Origin of the sequence: Stenotrophomonas sp. ESTM1D_MKCIP4_1 (assembly GCF_003086895.1) — a bacterium.
Taxonomy (GTDB): domain Bacteria; phylum Pseudomonadota; class Gammaproteobacteria; order Xanthomonadales; family Xanthomonadaceae; genus Stenotrophomonas.
The window spans coordinates 2,545,336-2,562,765 of record NZ_CP026004.1; the positions used below are offsets into that span (position 1 = coordinate 2,545,336).

The 17,430-nt window shown below is 65.9% G+C and carries 16 protein-coding genes and 7 tRNA genes; 12 read left to right on the forward strand and 11 right to left on the reverse strand.

What is annotated here, in order from left to right:
- Window positions 1-6: 6 nt before the first annotated feature.
- The 4 genes from C1924_RS11655 to C1924_RS11670 all read right to left on the reverse strand — a co-directional run bounded on the left by C1924_RS11655 (window position 7) and on the right by C1924_RS11670 (window position 4,813).
- Complete coding sequence (locus tag C1924_RS11655) at window positions 7-1,467, reverse strand: DcaP family trimeric outer membrane transporter (RefSeq protein ID WP_108765450.1); 1,461 nt, start codon at window positions 1,465-1,467, stop codon at window positions 7-9.
- Between the two features lie 511 nt (window positions 1,468-1,978).
- Window positions 1,979-2,818 (reverse strand): thiol:disulfide interchange protein DsbG, encoded by an 840-nt coding sequence (gene dsbG / locus C1924_RS11660; RefSeq protein ID WP_108765451.1) that lies wholly within the window; start codon window positions 2,816-2,818, stop codon window positions 1,979-1,981.
- 30 nt (window positions 2,819-2,848) lie between these two features.
- A complete protein-coding gene (locus C1924_RS11665; RefSeq protein WP_108765452.1) occupies window positions 2,849-3,652 on the reverse strand; it encodes a TlpA disulfide reductase family protein in 804 nt (267 codons plus the stop codon).
- 84 nt (window positions 3,653-3,736) lie between these two features.
- Complete coding sequence (locus C1924_RS11670; protein WP_254051131.1) at window positions 3,737-4,813, reverse strand: helix-turn-helix domain-containing protein; 1,077 nt, start codon at window positions 4,811-4,813, stop codon at window positions 3,737-3,739.
- 179 nt (window positions 4,814-4,992) lie between these two features.
- Between C1924_RS11670 and C1924_RS11675 the strand changes: the two genes are divergently transcribed.
- The 8 genes from C1924_RS11675 (at window position 4,993) to C1924_RS11710 (ending at window position 8,664) form a co-directional block, all read left to right on the forward strand.
- The gene (locus C1924_RS11675; RefSeq protein ID WP_108765453.1) at window positions 4,993-5,391 is read left to right on the forward strand and encodes a heavy metal-responsive transcriptional regulator; all 399 of its coding nucleotides are present in this window, start codon (window positions 4,993-4,995) and stop codon (window positions 5,389-5,391) included.
- Window positions 5,388-7,739, forward strand: a complete 2,352-nt coding sequence (locus tag C1924_RS11680) for a heavy metal translocating P-type ATPase (RefSeq protein ID WP_108765454.1) — start codon at window positions 5,388-5,390, stop codon at window positions 7,737-7,739. The genes C1924_RS11675 and C1924_RS11680 overlap by 4 nt, the downstream gene beginning before the upstream one ends.
- An 89-nt stretch (window positions 7,740-7,828) precedes the next feature.
- Window positions 7,829-7,904, forward strand: a tRNA-Ala gene (locus tag C1924_RS11685).
- 54 nt (window positions 7,905-7,958) lie between these two features.
- Window positions 7,959-8,034, forward strand: a tRNA-Glu gene (locus C1924_RS11690).
- A gap of 185 nt (window positions 8,035-8,219) precedes the next feature.
- Window positions 8,220-8,295, forward strand: a tRNA-Ala gene (locus C1924_RS11695).
- Between the two features lie 49 nt (window positions 8,296-8,344).
- Window positions 8,345-8,420 (forward strand) — tRNA-Glu (locus C1924_RS11700).
- 46 nt (window positions 8,421-8,466) lie between these two features.
- Window positions 8,467-8,542: transfer RNA gene (locus C1924_RS11705), tRNA-Ala, on the forward strand.
- Window positions 8,543-8,588: 46 nt separating this feature from the next.
- Window positions 8,589-8,664 (forward strand) — tRNA-Glu (locus tag C1924_RS11710).
- Between the two features lie 60 nt (window positions 8,665-8,724).
- Here C1924_RS11710 and C1924_RS11715 read toward each other — a convergent pair.
- Window positions 8,725-9,141 (reverse strand): GNAT family N-acetyltransferase, encoded by a 417-nt coding sequence (locus C1924_RS11715; protein WP_108765455.1) that lies wholly within the window; start codon window positions 9,139-9,141, stop codon window positions 8,725-8,727.
- 76 nt (window positions 9,142-9,217) lie between these two features.
- On the opposite strand from C1924_RS11715, the gene C1924_RS11720 reads away from it, so the two are divergent.
- Complete coding sequence (locus C1924_RS11720) at window positions 9,218-10,174, forward strand: SOS response-associated peptidase family protein (protein ID WP_108765456.1); 957 nt, start codon at window positions 9,218-9,220, stop codon at window positions 10,172-10,174.
- 15 nt (window positions 10,175-10,189) lie between these two features.
- Here C1924_RS11720 and C1924_RS11725 read toward each other — a convergent pair whose 3' ends face one another.
- The gene (locus C1924_RS11725) at window positions 10,190-10,570 is read right to left on the reverse strand and encodes a response regulator (protein WP_108765457.1); all 381 of its coding nucleotides are present in this window, start codon (window positions 10,568-10,570) and stop codon (window positions 10,190-10,192) included.
- Between the two features lie 138 nt (window positions 10,571-10,708).
- On the opposite strand from C1924_RS11725, the gene C1924_RS11730 reads away from it, so the two are divergent.
- Window positions 10,709-10,794, forward strand: a tRNA-Leu gene (locus tag C1924_RS11730).
- 198 nt (window positions 10,795-10,992) lie between these two features.
- Here C1924_RS11730 and C1924_RS11735 read toward each other — a convergent pair.
- Window positions 10,993-12,084 carry an acyltransferase gene (locus tag C1924_RS11735; protein ID WP_159094793.1) on the reverse strand — a complete coding sequence of 364 codons (1,092 nt, stop codon included), beginning with the start codon at window positions 12,082-12,084 and terminating at the stop codon, window positions 10,993-10,995.
- Between the two features lie 319 nt (window positions 12,085-12,403).
- Between C1924_RS11735 and C1924_RS11740 the strand changes: the two genes are divergently transcribed.
- The gene (locus tag C1924_RS11740) at window positions 12,404-12,922 is read left to right on the forward strand and encodes a hypothetical protein (RefSeq protein ID WP_159094794.1); all 519 of its coding nucleotides are present in this window, start codon (window positions 12,404-12,406) and stop codon (window positions 12,920-12,922) included.
- 90 nt (window positions 12,923-13,012) lie between these two features.
- Here the strand turns inward: C1924_RS11740 and C1924_RS11745 are convergent, their stop codons facing one another.
- The gene (locus C1924_RS11745; protein WP_108767046.1) at window positions 13,013-14,851 is read right to left on the reverse strand and encodes a methyl-accepting chemotaxis protein; all 1,839 of its coding nucleotides are present in this window, start codon (window positions 14,849-14,851) and stop codon (window positions 13,013-13,015) included.
- 285 nt (window positions 14,852-15,136) lie between these two features.
- Window positions 15,137-15,412, reverse strand: coding sequence for a hypothetical protein (locus C1924_RS11750; RefSeq protein WP_108765460.1), 276 nt, complete (start codon window positions 15,410-15,412; stop codon window positions 15,137-15,139).
- Between the two features lie 163 nt (window positions 15,413-15,575).
- Here C1924_RS11750 and C1924_RS11755 point away from each other — a divergent pair, with 163 nt between their 5' ends.
- Window positions 15,576-16,664: a DUF5694 domain-containing protein gene (locus tag C1924_RS11755; RefSeq protein ID WP_108765461.1), complete on the forward strand. Its 1,089-nt coding sequence runs from the start codon at window positions 15,576-15,578 to the stop codon at window positions 16,662-16,664.
- Between the two features lie 77 nt (window positions 16,665-16,741).
- On the opposite strand, the gene C1924_RS11760 is transcribed toward C1924_RS11755, so the two are convergent.
- Together C1924_RS11760 and C1924_RS11765 are read right to left on the reverse strand one after the other, a co-directional pair.
- Window positions 16,742-17,113, reverse strand: a complete 372-nt coding sequence (locus C1924_RS11760; RefSeq protein ID WP_108765462.1) for a hypothetical protein — start codon at window positions 17,111-17,113, stop codon at window positions 16,742-16,744.
- A 55-nt stretch (window positions 17,114-17,168) separates the two neighbouring features.
- Window positions 17,169-17,396, reverse strand: coding sequence for a hypothetical protein (locus C1924_RS11765; RefSeq protein ID WP_108765463.1), 228 nt, complete (start codon window positions 17,394-17,396; stop codon window positions 17,169-17,171).
- Between the last annotated feature and the right edge of the window lie 34 nt (window positions 17,397-17,430).

Consider the following 17,430-nt stretch of genomic DNA (forward strand, 5'->3'; position numbering starts at 1 on the left):
TGGCGGCTATCTGATGAAGTTGTATTGCAGGCTGCCCTGCACCCGGACCGTGTCGCCGCGTGCGCCGCCCTGCTGTTCCAGGCGCCCGTACAGCAGTTCCATGCCCATCGTCCACGACGGCGCCGGGCTCCAGATCAGGTTGAATACGCCGTAACGGCTCTCCCGGAATGCGTCCGCAGCCAGCGCGCGGTTCCGCTCCAGGGTCAGCTGGCCGAGGATCAGGTTCGAGCGCCACAGCTCGGACCAGTAATGGGTGTACCCGACGAAGCCACCGTGCAGATCCAACGCTTCCAGCCTGCCATCGGCGTCGACCACGGCGTCCAGCCCGGACCCGGTAAGGTCAGCGGTGTAGCGGCTCAGCCCTCGGCCGCCCAGCGCACCAAACAGCAGCAGGTCGCGTTCGCCGACCGATGCCGAGCCACTCAGCTGCAGGCCGCCGCCCATGCGCCGGTCGCGCTCGCCATCGCCGTCATAGGCCAGGCTTCGCGCCACGGCGCCCAGTTGCAGGTGCCCCCAGTCGCGCTCCATGCGGGCACTGAGGGTGACATCGGGCAGCCGGTTGACCGCTGCACGGGTATCACTGGCGCCGGCCAGCTCGGTCTCCGGATCTTCCGCGGCCAGGGTCAGCGTGGTGCCCTTGCCCAGCGCGAAACTGTGGTGAATACCCGCCACCAACAGGTAACCCGCACCGCCCGGACCGGCAAAATCCAGCGTGTCGGGCAGGCTGTCGGCATCCATGAAGCTGGAATAGCCATAGCCTGCGTAGGTATTGCCGAGCTGGCCATAGGCGTGGCGAAGCCGGAACTCGTAGCCATCACTGCTACCGAAGAAATCATTCTCGAGGTAGAAGCGCAGATTGCCGTGCGTGGTGGGCCGCCGCGCCTCGAAGCTGAAGCGCGTCTGCTTGGCATGGATGTTGAAATTGGACACATCACGGTGGCTGCCGCCGACCGGCATCGACGACGGAATGAACTGATCCTGGTCGCCTGCATCCCGCGAATCAGCAATGGCGTCGAGCTTGGCGTAGCCGCCGATGCGGATGACCGTATCGGTGCCGGGAATGGCGAAGAAGCCCTTCAGCTCCGGATCGGTCGGGCCGGCCGCACTGTCCGGCCGGGATGCCGCCGTGGATGGATCGGCGACCGATTCACGCTGTGGCAGCACCGGCGGGGCAACCCCGGACACCTGGGTGGGATGCAGCGCGGCTGTTGTGGCTGCGGTGACCGGTGCCGTTGCTGGTGTGGGTGTGGGTGTGGCTGTGGGTGTGGGCGTGGGCGCAGCCACCGGCACCGGCGCCTGCGCGGAGGCTTCGCGCTGTTCGAGGCGGTCCAGGCGCTGCTGCATGCCCTCCAGCGCCTGCCGCATCGTGGCAATCTCACGCCGCAGCGCCTGTGCGTCCTCCTCGGCATGTGCAGGCGTTGCCGCCAGCGCCACCGTGCAAGCCAGACTCAAGACCGCCAAGCGCATTGCATCCTCCCTGGGCGAAAACCTGCCATGCGCTGCCGGGCGGGACGCGAGCGCCATCCCGACAGCGATCTGCCGTTGCTGGGTTGCGGAGTACTGCGTCGATATCCAGGGCCAGCCTGCGTGCTGCAGGCAACAGAACGATGACATCGCCCTGTTCTGGCCGCGGGAAACCTGACTGCGGCTGCGCTGCCAGCGAGGTGGCGACCGCAGGCGACTGGGTAACAACCCCGCAGTGAGGATGTTGTGAATGGCAAGACGCCAATCGACCTGTCGATGCAGAACGTTGGGGCAGTCCCTGTCGCACGAATGCTGTAATCCATGCGTAAAGGCTAGTCAGACTGCTGATTTCGGCCTTGATTGCGATCAAGTCGCAATGCTTGATGTCAGTCACGATTCAGAAGTGACGGCCTGCAATCCACTGCGCAAGCCTTTTGCCTGCCGATGTCGCAGAATGCAACAGGCCCGCATGTTGCCATGCGGGCCTGATGTGTTCGACTGCGGTGCAGAACCCTCAGCGCGGTCCAAGTACCTTCTGCAGATCATCGCCCTGCGGGAGACCTGCACGGCGCTCGACGCTGCCCTGGTCATTCTGGAACAGGATGCCCGGCGTGCCCTGGAAACCCATTTCGACCATCAGCACCTGGTTTGCATCGAGCTTGCCTGCAACCTCGCGGCTGATGCTCGGCAGCGGCTTGATACCTCCGCGGTCGAACTGGTGTTCGTTTTCCAGCAGTGCAGCACTGGGGTCGCGGGCGGCCAGGATGGCGGCTGCCTTGGCCGGGCTGTCCTCGCGGATCACGCCCACCATGATGTGCCGCAGCTGCACCTTGCCTGCATCCACCCACGGACGCGCCGCCTCCCAGAACTTGTGGCAGTACGGGCAGTTCGCGTCACTGAACGTGTAGACCACGCGGGGTGCATCCGCCTTGCCATCGCGCACCCAGGCACTGGCTTCCAGCTTCGACCACATCTTGGCCGACATCGGCGCGGCCACCAGCTTCTCCACCGACTCGGCAGCCACATCATTGCCCTCGGCATCGAACAGGCTGCCCACCAGCACATGCTTGCCATCGGCAGTGACGTAGGCAGCCGCAGGCTGCTGGCCACCCACCACGCCCGCAAAGCCACGCAGGCCACCGGGTGCATCAAACTCGGAAATGACTTCAAAACCGTGCTTTTCGATGCCCTTCAGCACCGCCGGGCGGTCACCTTTGCTTGCTGCAGGGGCAGCAGCGGCCGTGCCCGCGGGCGCCTTCGCCGGCGGCGTCTGCGCCTGGCTGCAGGCGGTCATGGCCAGCAGCACCGGCAGGATCAGTACCGCGGGCGCGGTGCGCAGGGAAATCGACAGCATGTGAGCTCCAAAGGGAAATGCCCGCGCAGGCTACCGCAGCCTGCGCAGTTTGTGTTCAAGGCCGGCCTGGGTCAGTTCACCCAGGTGCAGGTCCTGCAGGCCTCCCTGCCCATCGAAAAACAGGGTCGAGGGATAGGCCCGTATGCCCAACGCGGTCGAAGCGGCAGCAGGCTCGTCCAGCAGCACATTGCGCAGCGCAAGGTGCTCGGCCTGCAGGAACTGCTGGACTTCATCCTGGCGTTCGCCCTGGTTGAGGAACACGAACTGCACCTCAGGGTGCGCCTGCTGTGCCCGGGCCAGGACCGGCATTTCGCGGCGGCAGGGCCCGCACCAGCTGGCCCAGAGATTCAGCACCAGCGGCCTGCGCTGGAACTGTTCCAGGTCCAGCGACCGACCCTGCAGATCCACGACCTGCACCGCCGGCAATGACAGTGTGCTGGCCTGCCATCGGGCCAGTCCGTAACTGCCCCCGACCCACAACAGCACACCCGCCAGTGCACTGCACATGACCGGAACACGCAACGAAGGCTGTCGGCGCAGGCTCCAGATGCCCCAGCCCAGTGCGGCGACCAGCACCACGGCTACGTGATAGCCGCCGTCGGCAATCTGGAACATGCTCCAGGGCGCTTCAAGATAGAGCGCAAGGTTGGCGGCGATGAAGGACAGGCGACCGCAGAGCAGGCCCACCAGCAACATGTCCAACACCCTGCCCGCACCAGAGGGCCGCGGACGCACCGGCTGGCGTGACGGCCAGAGCCGCGCGATGCTCATCGCAACCAGGAGACAGACCAGAACAACCACAACCGGCATCGGCACCGGCCCCACACTTGCCATTACATCACCCGCACGACATTCCAGAGTTCAGCATATTCAGAGCGCCGGGCCTGCCTTGCAAGCACGGCACTGCTGCGCCAGCGGTCAGGCGGCGTCGAGCCGCGAACCGTCGACCGGTACCACGGGAAGAGCCGGCAGCGCGCGCGACGCCACGGCGGCTGGGGCCGGCAAGGCACGCTCACGACGCTTGCAGCTCACGTGGCGCCGATAGTTGGCGGGCGTCATCCCGACAATGCGCAGGAACAGGCGGCGGAACGCGCTCTGGTCCGCATAGCCCACCCCCCAGGCCACCTCATCGATACTCGCCCCCTGCTGCAGCAGGGTCTGCGCCTTCGCCACCCGCAGGCGCTGGCAGTACTCGATGGGCCGAAGCCCGGTGGCTTTCAGGAAACGACGCTGCAGCGTGCGCGGCTCGAGCCCGGAGATCTCGCAGATGGCCGGCAGCGTGGCGCCACGTGCCGCCGTGGTATGCAGCCAGCGCTGGGCCTTCAGTACATCGCGATCGCCGTGGGCGAAGTTGGCGCTGAACCGCTCCAGATCCTGCTGGATGCCGGCCGGCACGGCGATGCCCAGCTGCTGCGCCACCGTGCTGGCCACGCCCTGCCCGTGCAGGCGATACAGCAGGCGCAGGCCGAGGTAGCGCCATGCCTGTGGGCCTGCCACGGTCAGCAGATCGCCATCGTCAACCAGCGCGCGCTCACTTGGCGCCCAACTGGCGGCCTGGCCCTGCAGGCCCGGATGGCGCCGCAGGTCCGGGCCGGACACGGTGCGCCCGGCCAGCAGACCGGCCCTGGCCAGGACGCCGACACCGTCCGAAGCCGCCGCCAGCAGGCTGCCGCCGTCGTAATGCGCACGCAGCCAGTCCAGCAGAATTTCCTCAGCCCGCACCGCGACGACCGGGCTCACCTGGCCCGGCAGTGCAATCACCGCAGGAATTTCCGCATCCAGCATCTCCGCGCCGGCAACGCGGTTCACGCCACGATTGCTGGCCGGCACGATCCAGCGGGTGACCAGCACGCGTGCGCTGGGGCGCCGCTGCTGCTGGGCAAGACGATTGGCCACATGGGCCATTTCAGCCAGCACCGAGGCGGCCGACGGATCGCCCCCTGGGTACTCGACCACGGCAACCTCGACGAAACCCTCGCTGTTCAGTCCCTCCATACTCCCTTCCTCCATTCGTTCAGGCCGTCGAGCGGCCGGTTCAGGCGAAGGGTAGGAACTGCCCCAACGGCGGGGCTATGAAGAAAGTTGCAAAGTGACCGGCAGGCTGACTCCACAAACCCTTGACTCTGGACCAGACTCAAGGGTTGACAATGCCCCCAGTCATCCAGGAGTGCGCCATGAACATTGGACAGCTGGCCCGCGAGGCCGGGGTGCCGATCGACACCGTCCGTTACTACGAACGCCAGCAGCTGCTGCCCACTGCGGCGCGCTCGGCCGGCGGGTACCGCATCTTTGGCGAGCAGGACCTGCGCCGGCTGCGCTTCATCCGCCGGGCCAAGGCGCTGGGCTTCAGCCTGGAGGAGGTCGCCGAACTGCTCGCCCTGAGCGACCGCCATTCCCAGGACATGGCCAGCGTGCGCGACGCGGCGCAGGCCCGCCTGCTCGACATCCAGCAGCGCATGGCCGAGCTGCAGCGCATGCACGCCGCGCTTTCGCAGCTGGTGGAGGCCTGCCCGGGTCATGGTGCCCTGGCGCAATGCCCCATCCTCGCCGCCCTGACCGAGGACAACGCATGAACAGCGGGCATTCGCACCCTGCAGGCAGCTGCTGCGGCGGCAGCCCGAAGAAGGCCGCCCTGACGGTGAAGGATCCGGTGTGCGGCATGGACGTCGATCCGGCCAGCTCCCCTCACCATGCCCACCATCAGGGCGCCGATTACCACTTCTGCAGTGGTGGCTGCCGGCAGAAGTTCATCGCCGACCCGCAGCGTTACCTCGACCCGTCTTCCCACCCCGCCCCTGAACTGCCGGCCGGCACCCTGTACACCTGCCCGATGGATCCGGAGATCGTCCAGGAAGGCCCTGGCACCTGCCCGATCTGCGGCATGGCGCTGGAGCCGATGATGCCCAGCCTGGACGACGGCGAGAATCCGGAGCTCACCGACTTCCGCCGTCGGTTCTGGGTCTCGTTGCCGCTCAGCGTGGCGACCATGGCGCTGGCGATGCTGGCGATGACGCCGCTGCTGCACGCGCTTTCACCTGCAACGCGGGTGTGGATGGAGGCCGCATTGGCCACGCCGGTGGTGCTGTGGGCGGGTTGGCCGTTCCTCGAACGCTGGGCGCAGTCGATCCGCAACCGCAGCCCCAACATGTGGACGCTGATCGGCACCGGCGTCATCGCCGCCTACGGCTACAGCGTGGTGGCCACCGTCGCACCCGGCGTGTTCCCGCCCTCGTTCAAGCAGCACGGCCACGTGGGTGTGTACTTCGAGGCGGCAGCGGTGATCATCTCGCTCACGCTGCTGGGCCAGCTGATGGAGCTGCGCGCCCGCGCCAAGACGTCCGCTGCGATCAAGGCCCTGCTGGGGCTGGCCCCAAAGACCGCACGCCGGATCGAAGCGGACGGCAGCGAACACGACGTTGCGCTGGCGCTGGTGAAGGCAGGTGACCGCCTGCGCGTGCGTCCCGGCGAAAAGGTCCCGGTGGATGGCCGCGTGCTGGACGGCCGTTCGACGCTGGACGAATCGATGCTGACCGGCGAGCCGGTGCCGGTCACCAAGCAGGCCGGTGACAGCGTGATCGGCGCAACCCTGAATGGATCCGGCGCGCTGGTGATCGAGGCCGAGCGCGTCGGAGATGACAGCATGCTGGCGCAGATCGTGCAGCTGGTGGCACAGGCGCAGCGCTCGCGCGCACCGATGCAGCGCATGGCCGACAGGGTGGCGTACTGGTTCGTGCTGGCAGTGCTGGCCGTGGCCGCACTGGCGCTGTTCGGCTGGGGACTGTTCGGGCCTGAGCCCTCGTGGACCCATGGCGTACTGAGCGCGGTGGCAGTGCTGATCATCGCCTGCCCATGCGCGCTGGGGCTGGCCACGCCGATGTCCATCATGGTGGCCACCGGCCGCGCGGCGCAGCACGGCGTGCTGTTCCGCGATGCTGAAGCCATCGAAGCGCTGGGCAGGATCGATACGCTGGTGATCGACAAGACCGGCACGCTGACCGAGGGCCGCCCTGCATTCGATATGGTGCTGGCCAGTGACGGCTTCAGGGACACACAGGTGCTGCAATGGGCCGCCAGCCTTGACCAGGGCAGCGAACATCCCCTGGCCGAAGCCATCGTTGCCGCCGCGCGCGCTCGTGATGTGCCGCTGCTGGCAGTCGAGGACTTCGATTCGATCACCGGCCTGGGCGTGCGTGGGCGTGTGGAGGGTCGCGCGATGTGGCTGGGCAACACCGCACTGATGTCTGCGCAGTCGATCGCTGTGGCAGCGATGCAGCAACAGGCCGATGCCCTGCGCCGACGCGGGGCCAGCGTGATGTACCTGGCGGTGGACGGCCAGCTGGCCGGACTGCTGTCAGTGGCCGATCCGATCAAGGCGACCACTTCCGACGCCATCGCCGCGCTACAGCGCGACGGTCTGCGCATCATCATGGCTACCGGTGATGGGCTGCTCACTGCGCAGGCGGTGGCGTCCACGCTGGGTCTGGACGAAGTGCATGGCGAAAGCCGTCCCGCCGACAAGGCCGCGCTGGTGCAGCAGCTTCAGGCACAAGGCCGCGTCGTGGCGATGGCCGGCGATGGCATCAACGATGCGCCCGCCCTGGCCAGCGCAGACGTCGGCATCGCCATGGGCACCGGCACCGACGTGGCGATGTCCAGCGCGCAGGTCACGCTGGTGAAGGGAGATCTGCGCGGCATCCTGCGCGCGCGCCAGCTTTCACGTGCGACTGTGCGCAACATGCGACAGAACCTCGGCTTCGCTTTCCTCTACAACGGCCTGGGCATTCCGGTGGCCGCCGGCGTGCTGGTGCCGTGGGGCATTTCGTTGTCGCCGATGCTGGCCGCAGTAGCGATGAGCCTCAGTTCGGTATCGGTCATCAGCAACGCGTTGCGCCTGCGCGCGCAGCGTCTGCCGGACGGCTGACATCGGCGTCGCAGCAGACGTGAAGAAAAGTGCAATAAACGCTTGCCAACCCCCGGGGGCACAGCTATTATTTCGCTCCTCAGCGACGTGGGGCCATAGCTCAGCTGGGAGAGCGCCTGCATGGCATGCAGGAGGTCAGCGGTTCGATCCCGCTTGGCTCCACCAATCTTTCGGCATTAGGCCGTCGAAAGGTCGCTAAAGAACATTGATGAGATCTGCGTCCCCATCGTCTAGAGGCCTAGGACATCACCCTTTCACGGTGGCGACCGGGGTTCGAATCCCCGTGGGGACGCCAACTCATCACGAACAACGAGGACCCGGCCGATAACCGGGTCTTTTTTGTTCACCGCCTACCGGCGTTCAGGTTGTGGCGTTGCTGTTCCCCCTGCCCTTGTGGCGCTGGTGGTTCACAACGAAGAAAGCGAAAAAAAAGCTTCCACAAAGGTGAATACGTTGGTAAGATAGGCGGCTCAGTTACACGGGGCCATAGCTCAGCTGGGAGAGCGCCTGCATGGCATGCAGGAGGTCAGCGGTTCGATCCCGCTTGGCTCCACCACTTTCGACATTAGGCCGTCGGAGGTTTTACAACTTGAAGTTTTTCGTGCGTCCCCATCGTCTAGAGGCCTAGGACATCACCCTTTCACGGTGGCGACCGGGGTTCGAATCCCCGTGGGGACGCCAGTTTCAAAACGGACCCTGCTCCCGGCAGGATCATCCGGGGTTTCATGGGGCCATAGCTCAGCTGGGAGAGCGCCTGCATGGCATGCAGGAGGTCAGCGGTTCGATCCCGCTTGGCTCCACCACTTCGACATTAGGCCGTCGAAGTTCTACAACTTGAAGTTTTCGTGCGTCCCCATCGTCTAGAGGCCTAGGACATCACCCTTTCACGGTGGCGACCGGGGTTCGAATCCCCGTGGGGACGCCAATTCTTTAAAACCCCGGCCTCGGCCGGGGTTTTTCTTTGCCTGCAAACCAGGCATGCCATTCAGAACCGGCGGTACATGCCGATCGATGCGGGTGCGGTGGGCGCGAACCCGAACTGCGCATACAGACGATGCGCCTCACCATCGGCGAGCAGGCTGACATACGCAGACGGCGGCAGATGTGCCTGCATCCACGCATCCAGGCGCCGCATCACCTCTTTACCCAGACCCTGCCCCTGCAGCCTGGGCACCACCGCAATGTCGCAGACCTGCAGGTGGCAACCGCCATCCCCCACGATGCGCCCCATCGCCACCAGCTCGCGGCCCTCGTAGGCACAGACCCCGAACAGGGTATTGGGCAGTGCGCGGCTGGCAGCCTCTGCCGTCTTGGCACTGAGCCCGGCCAGCAGCCTCAGCTCGCAGTACTCCTCCACGGTGGGTACGCCATCGCGGAACAGGCAGGTCGTCGAATCATTCATGCGTCATCTCCCAGATGTCGCGCTATCCTGCCGTAGTCAGGTCGCAGCCGCTGCGACCTTCGCTCACAGAATGCCCATGTGCTACTCCGCCCTCATCCGCGCCGACTACGCCAAGCTGGTCCGTGAATTCGGTGCCGTGCTGTCGCTGGAAGAATTCGCCGAGCTGTACGCGCATGATCCCGGCAAGAAGCGGCCGAAGACCCCCAAGGCGATGGACGATGGATTCGCCGGTGCCCGCACCGAACAGGGGCGCGACATCGTGGCGAAGATCCAGCAGTGGCATGCGGAGGAGCAGCAGGCGCTGCAGGCCGAGCTGTTGAAGCAGAGCGAACGACGCGACATCGCCAACGCCACCCTGGCCACACGACCGACACAGAAAGCGCGCAACGACCTGCGCGTGGCCAGCAACCGCATCGAACGCGCGCAGTCACGCCTGGATGACCTGCACCGGGCGCAGCTGCTGCCACGCGACAACCGTATCTTCCCCGGCACCTATGCGCCGGTGATGGTCAGCGAGAACGGGCAGCGGGTAATCAAGCCGATGCGCTACCAGTGCCGCCTGCCGGACAAGCCCGCGCGCAATGACGTGCTGTATCCGGGGACGTACAACGCGCGCCGGGACAGCCTGGAAGGCTACTGGCGCGGTGCCTTCGGCCTGCGCCACGGCGTGGTGGTGGTCAGTGCGTTCTACGAGCACGTGCCGCGCCACGCCATCGCCGGCCGCAGCCTGGATGCCGATGAAAAAGAACAGGACGTCGTACTGGAGTTCCGCCCCGATCCACCTCGCGATCTGCTGCTGGCCTGCCTGTGGGCCGAATGGGAAGGCCCGGAAGGCCGCTTGTTGTCCTTCGCTGCCATCACCGACGCACCGCCGGCCGACGTGGCGGCTGCCGGCCATGACCGTGGTGTGGTGCCGATCCGCCCGGAACATCTCGATGCCTGGCTCAACCCCGATCCGGACCAGCTGGCCACGCAGTACGCCATCCTCGATGACCGCGAGGACCTGCGCTACGTCTATGAAGAGGCGGCCTGAGCCGGGTTCCTGCCGTCAGACCTGCGCGCTGGAGCGGCCGACCGCGCGCACCAGCGCCCGCGACAGATCCGCCGACAGATAGGGCTTGACCAGCAGTACGCCGGCACGCATCGATGCCGGCAGTTGTTCGGCGGTCATGCCGGTGGCCAGCACGAAGGGGACCCCACGCGCCGTCAGCGCCGCAGCGACGGGCTCACTGGTCTCGTTGCCGGCAAGGCGGTAATCCAACAGCGCTACATCCGGCGAAGTTTCCTGCAGCAGGCGCAGCGACTCGGCGACCGTCGCAGCCATCCCGACGACCACGGAGCCAGCCTGCACCAGCTGCATCTGCAGCAGAGCCGCGCTCATCTCGTCGTTCTCGACCACCAGCACCCGCACGTCCTGCAACGCTGTCATGGACCCCGCTCCTGCACCAGTTAAGCCGGTCCAGTATAGCCATCACCTGGCCATAACCGACAAAACGGCGGGCTTCTGGCCCGATTCGCCGGCGCCCCTATGAACGGTCAGCGCCCTCGGTTACACTAGCCCGCTGCTGCCGGTGTGGCGGAATGGTATACGCAGCTGACTCAAAATCAGCCGGGGGTAACCCCATGAAGGTTCGAGTCCTTTCACCGGCACCATGAAGCCTTGCGGCGCAAGCGCTTCTACAGAAATGGCGTAATGGAGTCGTGAGTTCACCGACTCCAGCCTGTTTTTCATTACCCCCTTCGATCATCCTCAGCGCTCTGGCCACGCTGTCAGCGATCTTTCACGTGGCGCGCCTGATCGACAGCGCGGTTCAGGCTCGCCTGCCGCAGCTCGCCATCCGACCGGACAACTCAGGGGATGCGATGCTCCTCTGGCCGAACCGTTGGCACCGGTTGCCGGGATCGCCAAGCCTTCACTGCGGTGAGGATGGGGCGCTCCAGCACGTAATGAGCAATGACGCCCACAACAACCGATACCAGAGTGGCGCAGAGAATGATCCCGTCCGCGGCCATGGCGCCGAACAGATCCAACCGGTGGAGCAGCCAGTCCTGGACATGCATGTGAAACAGGTAGATCGAGTACGAAGCATCGCCCAGCACTGCGAGGAAGCGCCCTCTTCCTTCTGGCACGGGCTCCCTGAGAGTCGCTGAGGCAACGATGAGGGCCGAATAGACACCCCACGTTCTGAGGCGCTCCCAGCTGATGGTGCCATCGAGCGTGTTGCCGGACAGCCACTCACCACTCATTCCGTGCATTGCATCGCGGAGAATGAAGAACGCACCTGCGGCAAAGAGTGCGCTGGCGCCCCAGGAAGGAAGACGATAGCCACGGGTCCAGAACCGCCCGATCACCACCCCGAGCACGAACTCCAAGGTGATCGGATTCCCAATGATGTTCAGGGATAGAACGTTGAACGGCCGGGCAAAGCCATAGGCAGACCCGAGGATGACGAGACCTGCAACGATCAGCGTGATCCTTTCAGCCAGGCTCCTGCGGGAGCGCCATAACAGCGCTGCAGTGACCACGGCATAGAAGGTCGCCTCGAACAACAGCGTCCACCCCGGCGGTAGCGTTGGCGACATTGACGCGGGGCCAACGGGCTGCATCAGCGCCAGCGACATGAGCAGGTCCCCCAGGCCCACCGGACCGGGGCTGACCAGCACAAAGAGGAGTGTGGCCAAGGCATACAGGGGCCAGACCCGCAGCAGGCGGTTCTGGACAAACGCCTTCACCGACACAGCGTTCGCCGCAGAGATCGAAACGATGAACCCACTGATGACGAAGAACACATCGACGCCAATGGAGCCTATCTGCCGAATATCTCCGTATTCCGTCTGGTACGAATGCAGCCCGTTGTTGGTGATGAGGAACATCGCGTGAAACCAGACGACCCCTATCGCCGCCAATCCCCTCAACCACTGGATGCTGACCAACTTGTCCATGGCGCCTCTCCCCTGGCGTTCGGTCCATGGTAGCAAGGCCGCAGGGCGCCCGGTTCCACCACGCCGGCCGTGCCATGCGTGGTCCTGTCCCGCCATCCATTGGCGCGCCGATCATGCGCTGGACGTCCAACGTGCCGGTGCACCCATGTCGCCTTTGGCGGGACCTCCGGCGCACTGGCAGCCGGAATGCGCCACAGACTGACGCACCATGCGCAGGTTCCGTTCAATTCACTCCCGAAAATCGCGTGCCCGCAGGACCGACGTAGGCTGGCGACGACCACATGAAGTGGTCGAGATCGCTACAGAACAGGAGAAAAGCATGAAGCTGTCACCGTCTGTTGTCGTGCTGTCGCTGCTGGTCCTGGGTGCCGGGATGTCCGAAGCATCGGACGCCTATGCCGCACCTTCACGCAGCCCGTGCACAACCACCGAAACCAGCACGATCCTCCGTCGCGGAGACGCCGGGTTCAAGGAGACCACCGCGAGTCTCAACAGGTTCTTCGACGCACACCGCGCCACGGCCGTAATTTCCACCCCGCCGCGTCGGGAACTTGCCGATGCAGAAGCCGAAGTCATTCACGTCGAGACCCACGTCGAGCGCTGCGGGAAAGGCAGTCTGCTTGACACCCACACGAACTCCATTGGTGGGTGCAGCTATGTGGGATGCACGGGCTCGCCTGGTCATGAGTTCAGCGGAATGCCGGTTGGCTCCGTCGTCAGCATGAGCTCCTGCGGAGGTGGCATGCAGCGCTCAGGCACGTTCCAGCGGACCGCCAGCGGCTGGGTCATGACGGCCTACAAGGAAGCCCGGGCCACCCAATGTGACGCATTGAGCTGAGTCCACCCATACCGGGTCCGCGGACGCCACAGGCAGCACCGGGCAGCAAAGGCCAGGTCATGCACCTGGCCTTTGCACGCGCGGCGGCCGCTACGGTACCACCCGCAACATCGGCGACCGGTGTGCAGTCGCACTGCCCTGCCCCACGTCCACCCGGAACCCGGCCACCGTCTGCAGCAGCTGCCCGGACTGCTCTTCCATGCTGCGCGCCGCCGCCGAGGCTTCCTCCACCAGTGCTGCGTTCTGCTGGGTACCCTGGTCGATCAGGTCGATGGCCTGGTTCATCTGCTGGATGTCGTCGCTCTGATGTTGTGCCGCCGCGCTGATCTGGGTCATCAGGTCGCTCACCCGGCGCACGTCACGCACGATTTCATCCATGGTGCGCCCGGCACTTTCCACCTGCGCGGTTCCGGCGCCGACGTTCGCCACCGATGCGTCGATGAGCTGTTTGATCTCCTTGGCGGCACTGGCCGACCGCTGTGACAGCTCACGGATCTCGGTCGCGACCACGGCAAACCCACGACCATGCTGGCCGGCCCGCGCCGCTTCCACTGCCGCATTGAGCGCCAGGATGTTGGTCTGGAAGGCAATGCCGTCGATCACCCCGATGATGTCCACGATGCGGCGCGAGGAGGCGTTGATCACCGCCATGGTGGCGACCACCTCATGAACCACCGCGCCGCCACGCGCTGCCACATCGGCGGTGCCGCCGGCCAGTTCGCTGGCCTGCCGCGCATGGGTGGCGGTGCGCTGTACGGTGTCGGCCAGGCCCTTCATGGACACTGCCGTTTCTTCCAGCGACGCGGCCTGCTGCTCCGTACGCTGGGACAGATCGCTGTTGCCCTGCGCGATTTCGCTGGCGCCCACGGCAATGGTATCGGCGGCGAACTTGATCTGGCCGAGGATGCCGGCCATCGCTTCGACCAGCGCGTTGACGCCCTCGCACAGCTCGGCGACCGGGCCGCGCTTGTCGGTCATGTCCACGTGGTGAGTCAGGTCGCCCTGCTTTGCGGCCGCCACCACTTCACGGGTCTGCGCCACGGCACGCTGGGTGGCCTGGTTTTCGTGTACCTGGGCGGTGATGTCGGTCGCATACTTCACCACCTTGAACGGACGGCCGTTCATGTCCAGGATCGGGTTGTACGAGGCTTGGATCCATACCTCACGACCGCCCTTGCCCAGGCGCCGGTACTGCCCCGCGTCATACTCCCCGCGGCCAAGCTTTTCCCAGAACTGGCGGTACTCGGCGCTCTGGCGATACTCGGGTTCGACAAACAAGGCGTGATGCTGTCCGCGCACTTCCTCCAGGGTGTAGCCGGTGGCGGCCAGGAAGTTGGCGTTGGCCGACAGGATGCGGCCATCGAGGCCGAACTCGATCACGGCCTGCGACTTGTCGATGGCGGCCAGCTGCCCCGCTGAATCGGCGGCCTGCAGCTTCTGCGCGGTGATGTCGGTGGCGAACTTCACGACCTTGTAGGGCCGCCCCTGGCGATCCAGGACGGGGTTGTACGAGGCCTGGATCCAGATCTCCCGTCCTCCTTTGCCGAAGCGCCGGTACTGCCCGGCGTCGAACTCGCCACGCGCCAGCCGCGCCCAGAACTCGCGGTACTCGGCGCTGCGGCTGTGCTCCGGGTCGACGAACAGGGCGTGGTGCTGGCCCTGGATCTCATCCAGACGGTAGCCCACGGCCTGCAGGAAGTTCTCGTTGGCCTGCAGGATGGTGCCATCCAGGCCGAACTCGATGACCGCCTGCACGCGGTGCAACGCGGCCACCTGCGCGGCCAGCTCGTCCTGGCGACGGTCCTGTTCCGACTGTGCAGTGGCGCTGCGCTGGGAACCCAGCGCGCCCAGCAGCGCGCGCCAGGGCGAATAGCGGGAATGGGAGTCGGCCGGTGTCTGCTCACCTGCCGTGAAGCCTGGCATCAGCATCATGGGGTCCTCGGAGTCCAATAAAATGCAATCCGGCGGGCGGATGCCCGGCGGGGCCATCAATTGCCTGGACTTGCAGACGCGCGGGGGTAGCGTCCTTGTTGGTGGTGCGCGTAAAGCTCTGGACTGCGGACTGCGGTACACACAGCGCGGGCCGCCCGTCGGGGGCAGCCTAGAGTCCAGCCGCGAGGAACAGGAGCGGGATCCATTCCGGTTATCGGCAGGCCCGCCGCAGCCTTTAGGCCCATTTGGCCAGGGCGGCACCCTGCCGGCGCTGGGCCCCGGTCAGCGTTGCCGCCACAGGATCCAGCGCAGCACGGCAATGGCCAGTACCGCCGGCAGGTAGCCGAGGCTGCCCACCCAGACCAGCAGCGCCGCGGTCACCCAGCCACCGCCGCCCCCCAGGATCCACGACGAGGTCTGCAGGATGTGCAGTGCGACCGGCAGCAACAACGCCGGCGACAGGCGCAGCACGTGCCAACGCCAGCCCAGCGGCCCGACGAAGCCGATGATCGCTCCAAGCACTGCAGCAGTGGTCACGATGGGCAACGCAGCGTCCATGTCGTTGTCTGTTCCGGGGTGCAACGGCCATTGTGGATGATCCCTGCCGTTACAGCGATGCACGCTGCACCGAAAAGGTTGCAATGACCAACGGCGCATCCCCTCACGCGCAGCCGCGCGCACCATGGCCGGGTCAGGGAGCCAACCATTGCAGGGAGAAGCCATGTTCAAGCGAAGCGCGTGTGTTCTGTTGCTGGCGGTGTGCAGCACCACAGCCGGTGCGGCGGATGCGCCGTACCGCCCCGCCTTCCACCCCGACCAGCTCAAAGGGCCCCCTGCCGGACGCGTGAATGAAGTGCTGGTGCTGGGCAGCCCGCATCTTTCAGGCCTGCCGGATACGTTCCGGCCCGAGCAGCTGGAACCGCTGCTGACGCGCCTGCAGGCCTGGGCACCGACCGCGATCGCGGTGGAAAACGTGCCGGGCCTGCAATGTGATTACATGCGCCGCTACCCCAGCCGCTATGCGGAAAGCACCGCGGACTACTGCCCTGATCTGGCCCCAGCGAAGGCGGCCACCGGCCTGGATGTGCCGGACGCCAATGCCGAAATGGAGCGCCTGCTCGCTGCGTGGCCGAAGGACCCGACACCGGCACAGCGCCGCCGCTTGGCCGCGGTGTGCCTGGCCGCCGGCGAGCGTGGCTCGGCCCTGGTGCAGTGGCTGCGGCTTTCACCGGCCGAGCGTCGCGCAGGCGACAGCCTGAGCCCTGAACTCGTGCAGTTCCTGGAAGCACGCCGCGTGCGCAAGGACGAAACCGCCCTGGTCGCCGCCGTGCTGGCGGCCCGCCTGGGCCTGGAGCGGCTGTGGTCGGTGGATGACCACACCGCCGATGCGCCCACCCCTGCAGCACAGCAGGAGGCCGCCGGAAAGGCGATCCGCAGCGCGTGGGACAACGATGCCGGAAAGATCCGCCATGGCACCTATGAGCGCTTGTACGCCAATGTCGACAAGCCCGATGGGTTGATGGCGATCTACCGCAACGACAACGATCCTGCCATGGTCAAGCTGGTGTATGACAACGACTTCGGTGCCGCGTTCGTCGAACCATCGCCGGAGGGCTTCGGCCGCAACTACCTGGGCTACTGGGAAACCCGCAACCTGCGCATGGTCGCCAACATCCGCGACGTGCTGGGCCAGTATCCGGGCACGCGGATGCTGGCCATCGTGGGGGCCTCGCACAAGGGCTACTACGAGGCGTATCTGGACCAGATGCATGATGTGCAGCTGGTGGATGCGGAGCCTGTGCTTCGTTGAGCCCGGATGGCGGCGGCGTAGAGTCGAGCATGGCTCGACTCTACAAAGGCAACAGCAACAGTCGAGCAAGCTCGACTCTACGTACCGAACGTCTTGACCATCAGCGCGGGTGAAACGAACACGCGCAACCCGTGATCCAGCGGCTGCTGCATGTCGTAACCATGCGCATGCGGCCAGCTTCCGGCACCTCCGATCTCCACGAACTCGGCCCCTGCATTGCGGACGACGCGCGCGCCCGGGCTGGATGCGAGGCAGCCGTCGAACACCGGCTCGCCCTGCCCTGCCGCGAACACCTGTACGCGTGCATCACCGCTCAGCACGCTGAAGGACAGCAGCAGACGGATGCCTGCCTGCGCATGCACCACCTGTACCTCGCTGCCTTCCGACGCGTTCACCGACGATGCAGCGCCGAACAATTCGATAAAGGCCGTTTCATCCCAGGCGAACATCAACACCCTCGTCATTGGCAGCGTCGAGCCAGAAGCAGTCGAGCTTGGCTCGACTCTACAGGGGCCGGCGCGCCTTGCGCCACAGCGTTGCGCTGGCGGCGATGATCCACCCCAACGTGACCAGCAGTACGACCGTCACGCCCCATTGCAGCACCGGCACCAGCGACTGTGCCAGCGGGTCGATACGCAGCTGTTCCAGGCGCAGGCCGCCGGCCAGCGCCAGCAGCCAGCCGATGCAGGCCGGGGCATAGGCACCGGCGACGTGTGGGTTCCAACGGCTCATGGCACTTCCCTGCTGAGGTGGCGATGGGGCGATT

Excerpts from the sequence above, each read along its gene's own strand:
- C1924_RS11765 (WP_108765463.1), bottom strand. The coding sequence starts at position 17,396 with ATGAGCCGTTGGAACCCACACGTCGCCGGTGCCTATGCCCCGGCCTGC.
- C1924_RS11735 (WP_159094793.1), bottom strand. The coding sequence starts at position 12,084 with ATGGACAAGTTGGTCAGCATCCAGTGGTTGAGGGGATTGGCGGCGATA.
- C1924_RS11715 (WP_108765455.1), bottom strand. The coding sequence starts at position 9,141 with ATGAATGATTCGACGACCTGCCTGTTCCGCGATGGCGTACCCACCGTG.
- C1924_RS11680 (WP_108765454.1), top strand. The coding sequence starts at position 5,388 with ATGAACAGCGGGCATTCGCACCCTGCAGGCAGCTGCTGCGGCGGCAGC.
- C1924_RS11670 (WP_254051131.1), bottom strand. The coding sequence starts at position 4,813 with ATGGAGGGACTGAACAGCGAGGGTTTCGTCGAGGTTGCCGTGGTCGAG.
- C1924_RS11655 (WP_108765450.1), bottom strand. The coding sequence starts at position 1,467 with ATGCGCTTGGCGGTCTTGAGTCTGGCTTGCACGGTGGCGCTGGCGGCA.
- C1924_RS11745 (WP_108767046.1), bottom strand. The coding sequence starts at position 14,851 with ATGCTGATGCCAGGCTTCACGGCAGGTGAGCAGACACCGGCCGACTCC.
- C1924_RS11720 (WP_108765456.1), top strand. The coding sequence starts at position 9,218 with ATGTGCTACTCCGCCCTCATCCGCGCCGACTACGCCAAGCTGGTCCGT.
- dsbG (WP_108765451.1), bottom strand. The coding sequence starts at position 2,818 with ATGCTGTCGATTTCCCTGCGCACCGCGCCCGCGGTACTGATCCTGCCG.
- C1924_RS11725 (WP_108765457.1), bottom strand. The coding sequence starts at position 10,570 with ATGACAGCGTTGCAGGACGTGCGGGTGCTGGTGGTCGAGAACGACGAG.
- C1924_RS11750 (WP_108765460.1), bottom strand. The coding sequence starts at position 15,412 with ATGGACGCTGCGTTGCCCATCGTGACCACTGCTGCAGTGCTTGGAGCG.
- C1924_RS11665 (WP_108765452.1), bottom strand. The coding sequence starts at position 3,652 with ATGGCAAGTGTGGGGCCGGTGCCGATGCCGGTTGTGGTTGTTCTGGTC.
- C1924_RS11740 (WP_159094794.1), top strand. The coding sequence starts at position 12,404 with ATGAAGCTGTCACCGTCTGTTGTCGTGCTGTCGCTGCTGGTCCTGGGT.
- C1924_RS11755 (WP_108765461.1), top strand. The coding sequence starts at position 15,576 with ATGTTCAAGCGAAGCGCGTGTGTTCTGTTGCTGGCGGTGTGCAGCACC.
- C1924_RS11675 (WP_108765453.1), top strand. The coding sequence starts at position 4,993 with ATGAACATTGGACAGCTGGCCCGCGAGGCCGGGGTGCCGATCGACACC.
- C1924_RS11760 (WP_108765462.1), bottom strand. The coding sequence starts at position 17,113 with ATGTTCGCCTGGGATGAAACGGCCTTTATCGAATTGTTCGGCGCTGCA.